The sequence below is a fragment of the Micromonospora sp. NPDC002389 genome (assembly GCF_040296095.1).
GTDB lineage: Bacteria > Actinomycetota > Actinomycetes > Mycobacteriales > Micromonosporaceae > Micromonospora.
Genome location: NZ_JBEOWP010000001.1, coordinates 347011 through 363643 on the forward strand (window position 1 = coordinate 347011; position 16633 = coordinate 363643).

General features: G+C 70.7%; 16 protein-coding genes. 9 read left to right on the forward strand and 7 right to left on the reverse strand.

Going from position 1 to position 16633, the window contains the following annotated elements; translation table 11 throughout:
- Nucleotides 1–54: 54 nt before the first annotated feature.
- Nucleotides 55–822, forward strand: a complete 768-nt coding sequence (locus ABT008_RS01570; protein WP_350692708.1) for a TetR/AcrR family transcriptional regulator — start codon at nt 55–57, stop codon at nt 820–822.
- A 118-nt stretch (nt 823–940) separates the two neighbouring features.
- Here ABT008_RS01570 and ABT008_RS01575 read toward each other — a convergent pair whose 3' ends face one another.
- Together ABT008_RS01575 and ABT008_RS01580 are read right to left on the reverse strand one after the other, a co-directional pair.
- Nucleotides 941–1891: a malate dehydrogenase gene (locus ABT008_RS01575; protein WP_350692710.1), complete on the reverse strand. Its 951-nt coding sequence runs from the start codon at nt 1889–1891 to the stop codon at nt 941–943.
- A gap of 99 nt (nt 1892–1990) precedes the next feature.
- Entirely contained in the window at nt 1991–2851 is an 861-nt protein-coding gene (locus ABT008_RS01580) for a bifunctional methylenetetrahydrofolate dehydrogenase/methenyltetrahydrofolate cyclohydrolase (RefSeq protein WP_350692712.1), read from the reverse strand.
- Between the two features lie 433 nt (nt 2852–3284).
- Here ABT008_RS01580 and ABT008_RS01585 point away from each other — a divergent pair, with 433 nt between their 5' ends.
- From ABT008_RS01585 to ABT008_RS01605, 5 genes are all read left to right on the forward strand, one after another.
- A complete protein-coding gene (locus ABT008_RS01585; RefSeq protein ID WP_350692713.1) occupies nt 3285–4886 on the forward strand; it encodes a peptide ABC transporter substrate-binding protein in 1602 nt (533 codons plus the stop codon).
- 77 nt (nt 4887–4963) lie between these two features.
- Nucleotides 4964–5902 carry an ABC transporter permease gene (locus ABT008_RS01590; RefSeq protein WP_350692715.1) on the forward strand — a complete coding sequence of 313 codons (939 nt, stop codon included), beginning with the start codon at nt 4964–4966 and terminating at the stop codon, nt 5900–5902.
- Between the two features lie 112 nt (nt 5903–6014).
- Nucleotides 6015–6971, forward strand: coding sequence for an ABC transporter permease (locus ABT008_RS01595; RefSeq protein ID WP_350692716.1), 957 nt, complete (start codon nt 6015–6017; stop codon nt 6969–6971).
- Nucleotides 6972–6976: 5 nt separating this feature from the next.
- Nucleotides 6977–8008, forward strand: coding sequence for an ABC transporter ATP-binding protein (locus ABT008_RS01600; protein ID WP_350692718.1), 1032 nt, complete (start codon nt 6977–6979; stop codon nt 8006–8008).
- Nucleotides 7992–9017, forward strand: coding sequence for an ABC transporter ATP-binding protein (locus ABT008_RS01605; RefSeq protein WP_350692719.1), 1026 nt, complete (start codon nt 7992–7994; stop codon nt 9015–9017). The genes ABT008_RS01600 and ABT008_RS01605 overlap by 17 nt, the downstream gene beginning before the upstream one ends.
- A gap of 97 nt (nt 9018–9114) precedes the next feature.
- On the opposite strand, the gene purH is transcribed toward ABT008_RS01605, so the two are convergent.
- Nucleotides 9115–10686 carry a bifunctional phosphoribosylaminoimidazolecarboxamide formyltransferase/IMP cyclohydrolase gene (gene purH / locus ABT008_RS01610; protein WP_350692721.1) on the reverse strand — a complete coding sequence of 524 codons (1572 nt, stop codon included), beginning with the start codon at nt 10684–10686 and terminating at the stop codon, nt 9115–9117.
- Complete coding sequence (gene purN, locus ABT008_RS01615; protein WP_350692723.1) at nt 10683–11294, reverse strand: phosphoribosylglycinamide formyltransferase; 612 nt, start codon at nt 11292–11294, stop codon at nt 10683–10685. Before purN ends, purH begins: the two co-directional genes overlap by 4 nt.
- Nucleotides 11295–11466: 172 nt before the next feature.
- Between purN and ABT008_RS01620 the strand changes: the two genes are divergently transcribed.
- Nucleotides 11467–11757, forward strand: a complete 291-nt coding sequence (locus ABT008_RS01620) for a CD225/dispanin family protein (protein WP_350692725.1) — start codon at nt 11467–11469, stop codon at nt 11755–11757.
- 13 nt (nt 11758–11770) lie between these two features.
- Nucleotides 11771–12460, forward strand: a complete 690-nt coding sequence (locus tag ABT008_RS01625) for a DUF4190 domain-containing protein (protein ID WP_350692727.1) — start codon at nt 11771–11773, stop codon at nt 12458–12460.
- A 133-nt stretch (nt 12461–12593) separates the two neighbouring features.
- On the opposite strand, the gene ABT008_RS01630 is transcribed toward ABT008_RS01625, so the two are convergent.
- Entirely contained in the window at nt 12594–13886 is a 1293-nt protein-coding gene (locus ABT008_RS01630) for a cell division protein PerM (protein WP_350692729.1), read from the reverse strand.
- Between the two features lie 160 nt (nt 13887–14046).
- Here ABT008_RS01630 and ABT008_RS01635 point away from each other — a divergent pair, with 160 nt between their 5' ends.
- Nucleotides 14047–14307, forward strand: coding sequence for a DUF4190 domain-containing protein (locus ABT008_RS01635; RefSeq protein ID WP_350692730.1), 261 nt, complete (start codon nt 14047–14049; stop codon nt 14305–14307).
- 44 nt (nt 14308–14351) lie between these two features.
- Here ABT008_RS01635 and sucD read toward each other — a convergent pair whose 3' ends face one another.
- Entirely contained in the window at nt 14352–15239 is an 888-nt protein-coding gene (gene sucD / locus ABT008_RS01640) for a succinate--CoA ligase subunit alpha (RefSeq protein WP_176095199.1), read from the reverse strand.
- A 2-nt stretch (nt 15240–15241) separates the two neighbouring features.
- Nucleotides 15242–16420: an ADP-forming succinate--CoA ligase subunit beta gene (gene sucC / locus ABT008_RS01645; RefSeq protein WP_350692732.1), complete on the reverse strand. Its 1179-nt coding sequence runs from the start codon at nt 16418–16420 to the stop codon at nt 15242–15244.
- Nucleotides 16421–16633 lie beyond the last annotated feature (213 nt).

The following is a 16633-nucleotide window of genomic DNA, read 5'->3' on the forward strand; positions in this document are numbered from 1 at the left end:
TCGTACATTGTACATCGTACTGCGTACAGAGATTTGGCCTGCAAAGATCGGAGGGTGCCCGACCATCACACCGGAGGCGGCGATCCCGCCCACACCCTGCGCCTGCTCTGGCGGCAGCCCGACGCCGGCCCTCCGCGCCGCGGCCCCCGCCAGGGCCGCTCGTTGGACGAGATCGTGATGGCCGCCATCGCGCTGGCCGACGCCGAGGGGCTGGACGCGGTGACGATGCGCGCGCTCGCCCAGGCCGTCGGGGTGGCGCCGATGACCCTCTACACGTACGTGCCGGGCAAGGCCGAACTGCTCGACCTGATGCTGGACGCGATCTACGCGGGCATGCCCCGGCCGGACCTCTCCGACCAGCCGTGGCGGGCACGGGTGGCGGCGCTCGCGCAGGACAACCGGGAGCTCTTCATCGCCCACCCCTGGGCCGCCGAGGTCGCCACCGGCCGCCCGCCGCTGGGGCCGGGCCTGATGGCCAAGTACGAGCACGAGCTGCGCGCCTTCGACGACACCGGTCTGGACGACGTGACCCGGGACGCCGCGTTGACCTTCGTCCTCGACTTCGTCCGGGCCGCGGCCCGCTCGGCGGCCGAGGCGCGCTCCGCCCGAGCGCAGACCGCCTGGACCGACGAGCAGTGGTGGACGGCGAACGCCCCCCTACTGGCCCAGGTCCTCGACGAGCAGCAGTACCCCACCGCCGTACGCGTCGGCGCCGCCGCCGGCACCGCCCAGCACGCGGCCTACCATCCCGACCACGCCTACGCCTTCGGCCTGACCCGCATCCTGGACGCCCTGACCACCCTCATCGACCAGTCGAGTTGATCAAGAAGTTTGCGTCTCCCGAGGAGCGATTCGGAGACGCAAACTTCTTGATCAACCTGGCGTGGAGACGGCGCGGCGCCCCACGACACGGGGTCGTGGGGCGCCGGCGACGCGTGGATCACATGTTGGCGACGTCGGCCTGCTTGGCGCGGACGGCCTCGGCGGCCTCCTTGAGGCTGGCCAGCTCGTCGGCGTCCAGGTCGGTCTCGACCACGCGCTTGACGCCCTCGGCGCCGATCGCCGCCTCGACGCCCAGGTAGACGCCGGAGATGCCGTACTCGCCGTCGACCCAGGCGCAGACCGGCATGACCTCGCCGGAGTCCTCGGCGACGGCCTTGGCCATCCGGGCGGCGGCGGCCGACGGGGCGTAGTACGCCGAACCGGTCTTGAGCAGGGCGACCACCTCGGCCCCACCGTTACGGGTGCGGACGACCAGGTCCTCGATCTGCTCGGCCGGCATCGCCTCGCGCAGCGGCTTGCCGTTCACGCTGCTCTGCGACGGCACCGGGACCATGGTGTCGCCGTGCGACCCCAGGGTCAGCGTCTTCACCGACTTGACCGGCACCTGCAACGCCTCGGCGACGAAGTTGCTGAACCGGGCGGTGTCCAGCATGCCGGCCTGCCCGAGCACCCGGTTGCGCGGGAACTGGGTGGCGATCTGGGCCAGCGCGGTCATCTCGTCCAGCGGGTTGGAGACCACGATGACGACGGCGTTCGGGGCGTACTTGGCGACGTTCTCGGCGACCTGGCGCACGATCTTGGCGTTGGTCTCCAGCAGGTCCATCCGGCTCATGCCCGGCTTACGCGGCAGACCGGCGGTGATGACGACGACGTCGGAGCCCTCGATGCCCTCGTAGCCCTCGCCGTTGGGGCCGGTGGTGACGCCGACGACCTTGGTCTCGAAACCCTCGACCGCACGGGACTGGTTGAGGTCGAGGGCGATGCCCGCGGGCTTGCCGTCGATGATGTCGGTGATGACGACGGTGTCGAAGACGTCGTACTCGGCCAGGCGCTGCGCGGTGGTGGAGCCGTAGAATCCGGCGCCGACGACAGTGACCTTCTTACCCATGGTCGTCCCACTCCCTGCTACCAGTCGGTTTTCCGGACGGTATCAGCCATCCTGGCACCGGGCAGGCCAGGGGCGGACGGTTATGGGCCTTCCGTCACCTCAGCCGCGTTCGGCCCGCTCGACCACGTTGGTCAGCAGCATGGCCCGGGTCATCGGACCGACCCCGCCGGGCATCGGCACCACCTTGCCGGCCACCTCGAAGACCTCCGGGTCCACGTCGCCGGTGTAGCGACCCTTGCCGTCCGAGCCGATGACCCGGGTGATGCCCACGTCGACCACCACCGCGCCCGGGGTGATCATCTCGGCGGTGAGCAGGCCGGGTACGCCGGCCGCAACGATGACGATGTCGGCGGCGCGGGTGTGCGCGGCCAGGTCGAGGGTGCCGGTGTGGCAGAGCGTCACGGTGGCGTTCTCGCTGCGCCGGGTCAGCAGCAGCCCGAGCGGACGACCGACGGTGTTGCCGCGTCCCACCACCGCGACGTTGGCACCGCGCAGCGGCACCTCGTGCCGACGGAGCAGTTCCACGATGCCGCGCGGGGTGCAGGGCAGCGGCGCGTCGTAGCCGAGCACCAGCCGGCCCAGGTTGACCGGGTGCAGGCCGTCGGCGTCCTTCTCCGGGTCGATCAGTTCGAGCACCCGCTGGGTGTCCAGGTGCGCCGGCAGGGGCAGTTGGACGATGTAGCCGTGACACGCCGGGTCGGCGTTCAGCTCGGCCACGGTCCGGTCGACCTGCTCCTGGGTCGCGTCGGCCGGCAGCTCCCGGCGGATCGAGGCGATGCCGACCTCGGCGCAGTCGCGGTGCTTGCCGTTGACGTACGCCTGGGAACCGGGGTCGCTACCGACCAGCACCGTGCCCAGTCCCGGCACGGTTCCCCGTTCCGCCAGGGCCTTGACCCGCGCCCGCAGCTCGTCCTTGATCTCCGCCGCGGTCGCCTTGCCGTCCAGAAGCGTCGCCGTCACGATCTGATCGTCTCACGCCCGCCACCGTCGCCTCCCCCGACCTGGCGGGCCCGCGACACCGACCACGAAACTACTTTCCGTCAGGTGTCGTTCCTCACTTTGAGTGACTACTTGTGCCGCCGACCACTCCGACTCCGGACAGCCGGGCACGAAGGACCACGTATCCGACGATCGGGCCGCCCGATCCCGAGAAGGCACCGGCCGCCGCGCCGCACCTTCCAACCTCCCTAGAGGTCTGCACGTCATCGACGCTTTGGGCGCTTCGGCGTAGCACGCCGACCGGGTCCCGCCAACCTGTAGGGCCTCGTTCTGTTACCCCTTCGAGACCACTACGTTGCCGAGTCTCGGCGCACGACTTACCGTTGCCGAGCGTTGCGCAGAGTTACCCCCAATCCGGGCTCGATAGCGCAGCGTAATGAGATGAGGAGGCTCAATGCGCGTTCGTAGGCTCGCCGCCTGGACCGCCCTCCCGCTCGCGGTGACCCTGGGCCTGGTGGCCTGCGGCTCGGGCGGCGACGGTTCCGGTGAGAGCGACCCCAACGCGGCCGTGCGAATCGAGATCGCCGAGCCGCAGCACCTGGTGCCGACCAACACCAACGAGACGAGCGGTTCCCAGGTGCTCGCCGCCCTGTTCAGCCCGCTGGTCGACTACGACGAGGCCCACAAGCCGTACGAGGTCGCGGCCGAGTCGATCACGTCCGAGGACAACACCACCTGGACGATCACGCTGAAGGACGGCTACACGTTCCACAACGGCGAGGACGTCACCGCCGACAACTACATCGACGCCTGGAACTACGGCGCGTACGCCCCGAACGGGCAGAACTCCAGCTACTTCTTCGAGAAGATCGCCGGGTACGACGACCTCCAGGGCGAGAACCCGAAGGCCACCACGCTCAGCGGGCTCAAGAAGGTCGACGACGACACCTTCACCGTCACGCTGTCCCAGCCGTACAGCGAGTTCACCGCGATGCTCGGCTACACCGCCTTCTACCCGCTGCCGCAGGCCGCGTTCTCCGCGCCCGGCGAGCTGGCCGAGGGGTACGAGCAGGCGCCGATCGGTCAGGGCCCGTTCAAGATGAAGGGCACCTGGCAGCACGACGCCAAGGTCGAGGTCGAGCGGTACGACGCCTTCCCCGGCGAGCAGCCGAAGGTGGCCGGCGTCGAGTTCCGGATCTACCAGCAGCTCACCGCCGCGTACGCGGACGTGTTGTCGGACAACCTCGACGTGATCAAGACGATCCCGACCGAGAACCTGTCGACCGCCGCCACCGACCTGGGTGACCGGTTCCAGCAGAGTCCCGCCTCGTCGCTGCACTTCCTGGCCTTCCCCACCTTCCAGGAGGAGTACAGCAACCCGGACGTCCGCAAGGCCATCTCGATGGCGATCGACCGCGAGGAGATCACCCGGTCGATCTTCAAGGACTCGCAGCAGCCGGCCCGCTCGTTCGTCTCCCCGGTGGTCGCCGGCTACCGGGAGAACACCGTCGGCGCACCGGGCGAGTTCGACCCGGCCAGGGCCAAGGCGTTGTACCAGGCTGCGGGCGGCCCGTCGAAGATCACTCTGTCGTACAACGGCGACGGTGGGCACAAGGACTGGATCGACGCCACCTGCAACCAGCTCAAGGCCAACCTGGGCGTGGACTGCGTCGGCAACGCCGAGCCGAAGTTCGCCGACCTGCTGACCAAGGTCAAGGCCAAGCAGCCGGTCGGCCTGTTCCGGATGGGCTGGATCATGGACTTCCCGTCCATGGAGAACTACCTGGGCCCGCTGTACAGCTCGAACGGTTCGTCGAACTACTACGGCTACCGCAACCCGGAGTTCGACGAGCTGCTCGCCGAGGGCGCCAGCGCCCCCAGCGAGGACGAGGCGATCGAGAAGTACCAGGCGGCCGAGGACCTGCTGGCCGAGGACCTGCCGGTGGTGCCGCTGCGCTTCGGTCAGAACAACTTCGGTCACTCGACCAAGGTGAAGAACGTCGAGATGGACCTCTTCGACCGGGTCGACCTGATCCAGATCGAGGCCGTCAAGTAACACGACCACGGGTGCGGGTCGGGTCGAGGTGACCCGACCCGCCACGTGGTTCGCCCTTTTTGGGAAGACTGCCTAGTATGTTCCGCTTCATCGTGCGGCGCCTACTGCAGATGGTCCTGGCCTTCTTCGGCACCACGCTGATCGTCTACGCGCTGATGTTCGCCGGCCAGGGCGACCCGATCCAGGCGCTCGCCGGTGAACGTCCGGTCACCGAGGCACAGCGGGCCTATCTCACCGAGAAGTACCACCTCGACGCGACCGGCGTCGGCGGCTTCTTCTACCGCTACGTCGACTACCTCGCCAACCTGCTCCGCGGCGACCTCGGTGAGTCACTCACCGGACGGTCGATCGGTGACATCCTCGCCACCGCCTGGCCGGTCACCATCAAACTGGCACTGATCGCCATCGCGGTCGCCGTGATCTTCGGGGTCACCGCAGGCGTCCTCGCCGGCATCCGCCGGGCCGGCATCTTCGACAACGCCACCCTGCTGCTGACGCTGCTGGTGCTCGGCATCCCGACCATCGTGCTCGCGCCGCTCGCGCAGTACTTCCTGGGTGTCAAGTGGCAGGTCTTCCCGCCCACCGCCGGTGCCGACCCCGACTTCCGCTCCCTGCTGCTGCCCGGGATCGTGCTCGGCTCGCTCTCGCTGGCCACCGCGCTGCGGCTGACCCGTACCTCGGTGGCCGAGAACCTGCGCGCCGACTACGTGCGTACCGCCCGCTCCAAGGGCCTGCCGAACCGGCGGGTGGTCAGCGTGCACGTCCTGCGCAACTCGCTCATCCCGGTGATCACCTTCCTCGGCGTCGAGGTGGGCAACCTGATGAGCGGCGCGATCATCACCGAGGGCGTGTTCAACATCCCCGGCGTCGGCTTCAACCTGTTCCGCGGCATCCGCACCGAGGACGGCCCGCTGGTGGTGGGCATCGTCAGCGTGCTCGTCGTGGTCTACCTGGTCTCCAACCTGGTGGTGGACGTCCTGTACGCCGTCCTGGACCCGAGGATCCGCTATGAGTGAGCGCAGCGAGGGAGCCGAAACCGAGCGCAGCGAGGGGGCGGCATGAGTGAGCGCAGCGAACGAATCATCAGCTCAGCGGAAATGCCGGCACCGAGCGCAGCGAGGGGCTGGCATGAGTGACTTCGAGACCGTGGCGGCGTCGGAGAACCAGGCCGCGCGACGTGGGCCGTCGGGTGAGCCGGTCGCGCCGGACCAGGTCGGCCGACCTCGCAAGCCGCGCAGTCTGGCCGGTGACGCCTGGCGCGACCTGCGCCGCAAGCCGATCTTCTGGATCAGCCTGGCGCTGGTGCTGCTGGTGGCCGCGATGGCCGCCGTGCCCGGGCTGTTCACCAGCAACGATCCGGGTGAGTGCGTACTGTCCCGGCAGCACGCCGCCCCGTCCGGCGGGGCGATCTTCGGGTACGACTTCCAGGGCTGCGACACGTACGCCCGCGCGGTCTACGGCGCCCGGGCGTCCCTGCTGGTCGGCGCCCTCTCGGCGCTGCTCACCGGGGTGATCGCGCTGGTCGTCGGGATGCTCGCCGGGTACTTCGGCGGCTGGGTCGACGCGGTGCTGAGCCGGGTCATCGACATCGTGCTCGGCATCCCCCTGCTGCTGGCCGCGATCGTGCTGCTCAAGCGGGTCGCCAGCGACAGCGCCACGGTACGCGTCGGTGCCGTCATCTTCGTACTCGCGGTGCTCGGCTGGACCACCGCCGCCCGGGTGGTCCGCTCCTCGGTGATCACCGCCCGGGAGCAGGACTACGTGTCCGCCGCCCGGATGCTGGGCGCCGGCAACGGCCGGATCATGTGGCGGCACATCCTGCCGAACGCGCTCGCCCCGGCGATCGTGGTGCTGACCATCGCGCTCGGTTCGTTCATCGCCGCCGAGGCGACGCTCTCGTTCCTCGGCATCGGCCTGAGGGAGCCGACCATCTCCTGGGGCATCGACATCAACAACGGTCGGGTGCACATGCGCGAGTCGGCGACGCCGCTGGTCGTCCCGTCGACGTTCCTGGCCCTGACCGTGCTGGCGTTCATCATGCTCGGCGACGCCATCCGCGACGCGTTCGACCCGAAGCTGCGGTGACCGACATGACCACGACGCCACCGACCCCGGCCACCCCCACCCCACCCGGCGGCCACCTGCTCCAGGTGCGGGACCTGCACATCGAGTTCCGTACCGGCGAGGGGGTGGCCACGGTGATCAACGGGGTCAGCTACCACCTGGACCCGGGCGAGACGCTCGCGGTGCTGGGCGAGTCCGGCTCCGGCAAATCCGTCACCGCGCAGGCCGTGATGGGCATCCTGGACAGCCCACCGGCGCACGTCACCTCCGGGCAGATCCTCTATCAGGGGCGCGACCTGCTCGCCCTGCCCGAGGAGCAACGCCGGCAGGTCCGGGGCAAGGAGATCGCGATGATCTTCCAGGACGCCCTCTCCGCGTTGAACCCGGTCTTCCCGGTCGGTTGGCAGATCGGCGAGACGCTGCGCCAGCGGCTCGGCATGACCCGTGCCGACGCCCGTCGCCGCGCGGTGGAGTTGATGGACCTGGTGCAGATCCCGGCCGCCGGCGCACGTCTCGGCGACTACCCGCACCAGTTCTCCGGCGGCATGCGCCAACGCGTGATGATCGCGATGGCGCTGGCCATGGAACCCAAGGTGCTCATCGCCGACGAGCCGACCACCGCGCTCGACGTCACCGTGCAGGCGCAGATCATGGACCTCCTCGCCGACCTGCGGCGGGACCTGGACATGGCGATGATCCTGATCACCCACGACCTGGGCGTGGTCGCCGACGTGGCCGACCGGATCGCCGTCATGTACGCGGGCCGCATCGTCGAGCACGCCGACGTACGTTCGCTGTACCGGGCGCCCGCCCACCCGTACACCAAGGGGCTGCTGGCGTCGATCCCGCGCCTGGACCAGCGCGGCGGGCCGCTCTCCACCATCCGGGGTCTGCCGCCGAACCTGATGCGCATCCCCGGCGGCTGCCCGTTCCATCCCCGATGCCCGTACGCGCAGCAGGTCTGTGTCGACGAGGTACCGCACGACCTGGTCCTCGGCGACGGCCGGACCAGCGCGTGCCACTTCGCGCAGGAGGTACGCGATGACCGCGCCGACTGAGCCCACCACGGTGACCGGCGAGACGATCCTCGACGTCGACCACGTGGTCAAGCACTTCCCGATCACGCGGGGGGTGCTGTTCCAGAAGAGGGTCGGCGCGGTGAAGGCCGTCGACGGGGTGAGCTTCCAGCTCCGCCGGGGCGAGACGCTGGGCATCGTCGGCGAGTCCGGCTGCGGCAAGTCCACCCTGGCCCGGCTGCTGATGCGGCTGGAGCGGCCGACCGCCGGCCGGGCCACCCTGGCCGGGCAGGACCTCTTCGCCGCCTCCGGAGCCCGGTTACGCCGGATCCGCCGGAACATGCAGATGGTCATGCAGGACCCATACACCTCGCTGAACCCGCGAATGACCGTCGGCGACATCATCGGTGAGCCGTTCGAGATCCATCCCGAGGCAGCCCCGAAGGGCAGTCGCGAGCGGCGGGTGCAGGAACTGCTCGACGTGGTCGGGCTGAACCCGGAACACGTCAACCGCTACCCGCACCAGTTCTCCGGTGGCCAGCGGCAGCGCATCGGCATCGCCCGGGCACTCGCGCTGCGTCCCGAGGTGATCGTCTGCGACGAGCCGGTCTCCGCGTTGGACGTCTCCATCCAGGCCCAGGTGATCAACCTGTTGGAGCAGCTTCAGGACGAGTTCGGGCTGTCGTACATCTTCATCGCGCACGACCTGTCCGTGGTGCGGCACATCTCGGACCGGATCGCGGTGATGTACCTGGGCCGGATCGTGGAGATCGGCACCGAGGACGAGATCTACCAGCGGGCCACCCACCCGTACACGCAGGCGCTGCTCTCGGCCGCGCCGGTGCCGGACCCGGACGCCCGGGAGCGCCGTACGGTGATCCGGTTGCGCGGTGACGTGCCGAGCCCGGCCGACCCGCCGAGCGGCTGTCACTTCCGGACCCGGTGCTGGAAGGCGCAGGAGATCTGCGCGGTCGAGGATCCGCAGGCGGTGCCGCGGGCCGCCGACCCGCACCCGTCCGCCTGTCATTTCGCCGAGCTGCGATCGGTGTAAGGAAGGGTCCCCTGCTAACGCCTGGTGCATAGCAGGGGACCCTTCCTAACACCACAGCCGCAAGAGCACACGGCGCCGCAGGGGGCGCGGCGGCGGGTCAGTGGAAGAAGTGCCGGGTGCCGGTCAGGTACATGGTGACGCCGGCCTGCTTGCAGGCGGCGATCACCTCCTCGTCCCGGATCGAGCCGCCCGGCTGCACGATCGCCCGGATGCCGGCGTCGATCAGGATCTGCGGGCCGTCGGCGAACGGGAAGAACGCGTCCGAGGCCGCCACCGCGCCCCGCGCCCGGTCGGCACCGGCCCGGCTGACCGCCAGTCGCGCCGAGTCGACCCGGTTGACCTGGCCCATCCCGACGCCGACCGTCGCGCCGTCCTGCGCCAGCAGGATCGCGTTGCTCTTCACCGCGCGTACCGCCCGCCAGGCGAAGGCCAGGTCGGCCAGGGTCGCCTCGTCGGCCGCCTCGCCGGTGGCCAACCGCCAGGTCGCCGGGGCGTCGCCCTCGGCGTCGATCGCGTCGCGTTCCTGCACCAGCACACCGCCGGTGATCTGCCGCCACTCGGTCGGCAGCGGGCGGAACTCCGGTGCCCGCAGCAGCCGGATGTTCTTCTTGGCCTGGAGCACCTCGGCGGCCCCCGGCTCGTACCCGGGCGCCACCACGACCTCGGTGAAGATCTCGGCGATCTGCCCGGCCAGCTCGACCGAGACCGGCCGGTTCACCGCGATGACGCCGCCGAAGGCGGAGACCGGGTCGCAGGCGTGCGCCTTGCGGTGGGCCTCGGCCACGTCCGCGCCGACCGCGATGCCGCACGGGTTGGCGTGCTTGATCACGGCCACCGCCGGCTGGTCGGCGAAGTCGTTCGCGGCCCGCCAGGCGGCGTCCGCGTCGACGTAGTTGTTGTAGGACATCTCCTTGCCGTGCAACTGCTCGGCCTGGGCCAACCCGGGCGGGCTCGCCGGGTCCGCATAGACCGCCGCGCCCTGGTGCGGGTTCTCGCCGTACCGCAGCACCGCCTGCCGCCGCAGCGCCAGCCCGGCGAACTCCGCTCCGCCGTCCTCCGCCGGGGCCAGGGACGTGGCGAACCAGTCGGCGACCGCCACGTCGTACTCGGCGATGTCGGCGAAGGCGCGGGCGGCCAGCGCCCGCCGCTGCGCCAGGGTGAAGCCACCGCCGTCGAGCGCGGCCAGCAGCAGCGGGTACGCGGCCGGGTCGGTCACCACGGCCACCGAGGCGTGGTTCTTGGCGGCGGCGCGCACCATCGCCGGACCACCGATGTCGATCTGCTCGACGCACTCGTCCTGGCTCGCGCCGGAGGCGACGGTCTGCTGGAACGGGTACAGGTTGGACACCAGCAGGTCGATCCCGGCGATGCCGTGCTCGTCGAGCTGGGCGATGTGGGTGTCCTTGCGCAGGTCGGCGAGGAGTCCACCGTGGATCTTCGGGTGCAGGGTCTTCACCCGGCCGTCGAGGATCTCCGGGAAGCCGGTCACCTGCTCCACGGCGGTCACCGGCACGCCGGCACCGGCGATCGTCGACGCGGTGCTCCCGGTGGAGACGATCTCCACACCGGCGGCGTGCAACGCCCGGGCCAGGTCGACCAGACCGCTCTTGTCGTAGACGCTGACCAGTGCCCGCCGGATCGGGCGACGCCCGTCCTCGATGGAACTCACGGAACTGTGACCTTTCTCCCGGTGATCGTCCAACCCTCGCGGACCAGCCGGCCCACCTGCTCGACGAGTTGCTGCCGCTCGGCTTCCTTGATGCGCTCGGTGAGCGTGTCCACGTCGTCGTCCTCGTGCACCGGCACCGCCACCTGCGCCACGATCGGGCCGGTGTCCATCCCGGCGTCGACGAAGAAGAGCGTCGCCCCGGTGACCTTCACCCCGTAGGCGAGCGCGTCCCGGGGGCCGTGGATGCCGGGGAACGCCGGCAGGAGGGTGTTGTGGGTGTTCAGGTAGCGGTCGCCGAAGGCGGCGAGGAACCGCGTACCGACCAGCTTCAGGAACCCGGCCGAGACGACCAGGTCGGGCCGGTGCTCGGCGACCCGTTCGGTGAGCGCCGCGTCCCACTCCTCGCGGGACGGGTGGTCCTTGACCCGCGCCACGAAGGTCGGCACCCCTGCGGCGGCGGCCCGGTCCAGCCCGGCGATGCCGTCGCGGTCCGCGCCCACCGCGACCACCCGGGCCCCGTACGCCGGGTCGGCGGTCGCGTCCAGCAGCGCCTGCAGGTTGCTGCCGGAGCCGGAGACGAGGACGACGATGCGGGCGGGCTCGGTCACCGGCACACCCTATCCGGCGGCGGATCAGCGCTGGTCCGGTGCCCACCCGGTGGGCCGCCCGCCCTTCGCCGACCACCGAAGTCGCACAGACCGGGTACGCTGCCGGTCGCTTGGGACCGGCGCACGTCCGGCCCGCACCCATCAGCGACACGTACGTGAGGAGCTCGTCATCATGCAGCCCGGATACCCCTCCCAGCCGCCCCAGCAGGTCGACAACAACATGACGATGTCGATCGTCGCCATCTTCCTCTTCTGGCCGCTGGCGATCCCCGCCATCATCAACGCCTCGAAGGTCAACCAGCTGCTCCAGCAGGGTGACCACGCCGGTGCCCAGGCCGCGTCCGCCGAGTCCAAGAAGTGGTCCAAGTGGGCCATCATCGTCGGTGTCGCCTGGCTCGTGATCGTGCTGCTCTGCTGCGTCGGTGGTGGCGTGCTCGGTTCGCTCAGCGGCTCGAACGTCTGAGTTACGGAACCACATGCAACCCGGTAACCCCGGTCAGGACCCGTACGGCCAGCAACAGCCGTACGGGGACCCGACAGCTCCACCTCCGCACAACCCGTACGCACCGCCGCCGGCCAACCCGTACGCCACACCTGAACCGCACACGCCTGCGGTCGACCCGTACCAGCAGGCCGACCCGTACCAGCAGGCCGACCCGTACGGTCAGCAGCCGCCCACCTCGGGGCAGCCCTACGACCCGTACGGTCAGCAGCCGCCCATCTCCGGGCAGCCGCACGACCCGTACTCGGCGCCGCCCGCCGGACAGCCGGCGTACGGTCAGCCCCCGGCCTACGGTCAGCCGCCGACGTCGGGGCACCCCTACGGTGGCCAGCCCTACCATGACCCGTACGCCCCGCAGCCGTACGGCGGTGCGCCGATGTACCCGCACGCGGGCTTTGCCGGCTCGGGGGGACAGCAGAACACCCTCGGCCTGGTGTCGATGATCCTCGGCATCGCATCGATTCCGCTGGTCTGCTGCTATCTCGGCATCCCGCTGGGGTTGGCCGCGGCCATCACCGGTTGGATGGGCAAGCAGAAGGCCGATCAGGGCCTGGCCACCAACTCCGGGCAGGCCCTCGCCGGCCTGATCTGTGGTGGCATCGGGCTTCTGCTGGGCGTGCTCCAGATCGTAATGATCTTGATCAGCTTTGTGACCCGTGGCTAGAGACAACGACAAAGCTGGTCGAGGGGCGCTCCGCACTGCCAGAGCGCCCCTCGCCCGTTTCTGGCCTTCCCACAGCGGTGACGGTCGACGCCCGTTTCTGGCCTTCTCGCTGCGGTGACGGGCGGCCCAGCGGTCAGCCCGGTCGACGGGTGAGCCAGCGGGTGGCCGCCGCGCCGAGCACCGCCCCGCCGCCCGTGATCAGCGTCGCGGCCAGCGCCACCTGCCAACCGACCGGGCCGACCTCGGCCAGCCGCCCGGCACCGAGCGGCCCGCCGGAGACCTCGGCGAGCACCCCGAGAAGCGCCCCGGCCACCGGGCCGACGAGTACGGCCGGCACCAGCAGCCGCCGCCAGCGCAGCGGTGCGCGGTCGACCCCGGCGGACCGGATCAACCGGCGGGCCAGTAGCCAACCGGCACCCATGCCCACCAGGACCGGCATCGCGAGAATCACGATCGAGCCGAGCCCGTCGACCGGCCCGCTCGGCAGTCCGGCGAACAACGGCAGTGCCGGTAGCGCGCCGACGGACACCTCGCTGGTGCGGACCGCCGTGTCGGTGCCGACGGCGAAGCCGGGCCCGAGCAGGTAGCTGGTGGACCAGAGGGCGGCGTTCGGCGCGTACGCCAGGCTGACCAGGGTGATGCCCGCCTGCCCGGCCACGCCGGTGCGGTAGGCGCCGATCAGGTCGGCCGCGTCGCCCCCGCCGGTCGCCACGGCCAGTCCCGCCCCGGCCGCCCCCGCGCCGAGCAGCACCAGTGCGGCCACCAGGCCGGCCCGGGCCCCTTCGCGCACCGGCGTCGGCACCTGCCCGGCGAGCACGTCGGCCAGCTCGGTGGTCCGGGCCGCGCCGAGACCGGCGGCGAGTGTGCCGAGCACGGCGAGCGTCACTGCGGCCCGGGACCACGACACACCGGTGTCGCCGGTGCCCACGAGCAGCGCGGCGAGCAGCCCGATCAGGCCGTACCCGACTCCGACCGCCGCCGCGACGGCCAGCGTGCGTCCCGGCGACCGGCTGCCGCGTGCGCCGACCGCGCGGCTGGCGTGCACGCCGGCGCGGGTGAGTCGCCAGATCGCCAGCACGGTGACCGCGAGCGGGGCCAGGCCCAGGGGGCCGGCGGCGGTGTCCAGCGGTACGCCGTGCCCCAGCAGCCATCCGGCCGCCCCAGCGCGGATCGCGCCCAGCAGGGTGGCGGCGCCCTCGCTGAGCTGGAACAACCAGAGTGCGAACGCCACCGGCAGCCAGGACGTGAGCGCGGCCCCACCGGCGGCCACCAGCGCGGCGACCGCGAGGGGCGGGTGACGGCGACCGCCGGGCGTGCCCCGTTGCACCGGTACCCGGCGGGGCGGGCCGGCGCGACCGGGTGGCCGGGCGCCGACCCCGCGGGCGTCGGTGGCCCGGCGTGGCTGGTCAGGGGTGACGGAGGACATCGTCTCTACTCTGGCATGCCGGGGCCGCCCCGGCTGTCCGGACACCACCCCGTCCGGAGGTGAGTTCGCTGATCCGGCGTGCCGGCCGCAGGGTCCGGTCTAGCCTCGGCTCAGGGCCGTGGCCGACGTCGCGGCAGCTAGTGTCCGAAAGGGAAGTGCCGTGAACGCTCCGTATCCACCGCCCCCGCCGCCACCGGCAGGCCGGGACCGCACCACTCTGTGGGGCGTGCTGGGCATCGTGACCGGGGTGCTCTGCTGCGGCATCCTCGGCATCGTCTTCGGCTGGTTGTCGATCCGCGACGCACGCCGCTACCGGCAGTCGCCGGTGCTCGGCTACGTCTCGATCGGCCTGGGTGTGCTCAACATCGTGATCAGCCTGATCCTGTCCGCCACGGGCAACTACCCGTACTGGAACCGCTGAGGGGCCGACCTTCCGGTCGGCCCCTCGAAGACTGTCGTACCGGCTCAGCCGGCGGACATGATCTCCCGCATCAGCTTGGCGGTCTCGGTCGGGGTCTTGCCGACCTTGACGCCGACCGCCTCAAGCGCGGCCTTCTTCGCGTCGGCGGTACCCGCCGAGCCGGAGATGATCGCACCGGCGTGCCCCATGGTCTTGCCGGGCGGGGCGGTGAAGCCGGCGATGTAGCCGACCACCGGCTTGGTGACGTTGGCCTTGATGTACTCGGCCGCCCGCTCCTCGGCGTCGCCGCCGATCTCACCGATCATCACGATGGCGTCGGTGTCCGGGTCGGCCTCGAACGCGGCCAGCGCGTCGATGTGCGTGGTGCCGATGATCGGGTCACCACCGATGCCGACGCAGGTCGAGAAGCCGATGTCCCGCAGCTCGTACATCATCTGGTAGGTCAGCGTGCCGCTCTTGCTGACCAGGCCGATCCGGCCGCTGCCGGTGATGTCGGCCGGGATGATGCCGGCGTTGGAGGCACCCGGCGAGGCGATGCCGGGGCAGTTCGGCCCGACGATCCGGGTCCGCTCGCCCTTGCCCGTGTTGTACGCCCAGAAGGCGGCGGTGTCGTGCACCGGCACACCCTCGGTGATCACCACGGCCAGCGGGATCTCGGCGTCGATCGCCTCGATGACCGCGCCCTTGGTGAACTGCGGGGGCACGAAGATGACGGTGACGTCGGCGCCGGTGTCCTTCATCGCGTCCGCGACGCTGGCGAAGACCGGCAGCTCGGTGCCGTCGAAGTCGACGGTGGTGCCCGCCTTGCGCGGGTTCACGCCGCCGACGACGTTGGTGCCGGCCGCGAGCATCCGCCGGGTGTGCTTGGAACCCTCGGAACCGGTCATCCCCTGGACGATGACCTTCGAGTCCTTGGTCAGCCAGATAGCCATTGTCAGACCCCCGCAGCCGCCAGCTCGGCGGCCCGCTCGGCCGCGCCGTCCATGGTGTCGACCCGCTGCACAAGCGGGTTGTTCGCGCTGTCGAGGATCGCCCGACCAGCTTCGGCGTTGTTGCCGTCGAGCCGCACGACGAGCGGCTTGGTGACCTGCTCCCCGCGCTGCTCCAGCAGGGCCAGCGCCTGGATGATGCCGTTGGCGACCTCGTCGCAGGCGGTGATGCCACCGAAGACGTTGACGAAGACGCTCCGGACCGCCGGGTCGGAGAGCACGATCTCCAGGCCGTTTGCCATCACCGCGGCGCTCGCACCGCCGCCGATGTCGAGGAAGTTGGCCGGCTTGACGTTGCCGTGCCGCTCACCGGCGTACGCGACCACGTCGAGCGTGGACATGACCAGACCCGCGCCGTTGCCGATGATGCCGACCTCGCCGTCGAGCTTGACGTAGTTGAGGTCCTTCTCCTTGGCGGCCTGCTCCAGCGGGTCCACGGTCGCCTGGTCGACCAGGGCCTCGTGGTCCGGGTGCCGGAAGCCGGCGTTCTCGTCCAGCGAGATCTTGGCATCCAGCAGCAGCAGCGTGCCGTCACCGGTCTTGGCCAACGGGTTGACCTCGACCAGGGTGGCGTCCTCGGCGACGAACGCCTTCCACAGCCCCACCGCGACGTCGACGACCTGGTCGGCGACCTCGGCCGGGAAGCCGGCGGCGGAGACGATCTCCCGGGCCTTGGCCTCGTCGACACCCTTGACGGCGTCGATCGGGGCCTTGACGACCTTGTCCGGGGTGTCGGCGGCGACCTGCTCGATGTCCATGCCGCCAGCGACGCTGGCAATGCAGAGGAAGGTGCGGTTCGCCCGGTCCAGCAGGTACGAGAAGTAGTACTCCTCGGCCACGTCCGCAGTCACCGTGATCATGACCTTGTGGACCGTGTGACCCTTGATGTCCATGCCGAGGATGTCGGTGGCGCGGGCCACCGTCTCCTCCGCGCCCTCGGCGAGCTTGACGCCGCCGGCCTTGCCTCGCCCGCCGACCTTCACCTGCGCCTTGACGACCACTCGGCCGCCGAGGCGATCGGCGATCGCGCGGGCCTCCTCCGGGGTAGTGGCAACGCCGCCGGCGAGCACGGGCAGACCGTGCCGCTCGAACAGGTCCCGCCCCTGGTATTCGTACAGGTCCACGATTGCGCGTCCCGTCCCGTCTCCGCGGCGCACCGTCGCGCCGCCACCAGCGTATGGAAAGTAAACAGTGCGGTGCCTGACATCAGTCGAAGTTGACGCAGACCGCTGAACCTCGCGCGGCCCGAACCGCACGGCACTCGCGCACCGCGCCCGCCCCGTGGATCCTGCGGACCGTGGGCAGAGGTGGTGCGGGGTTCATTGGGCGCAGCCTAA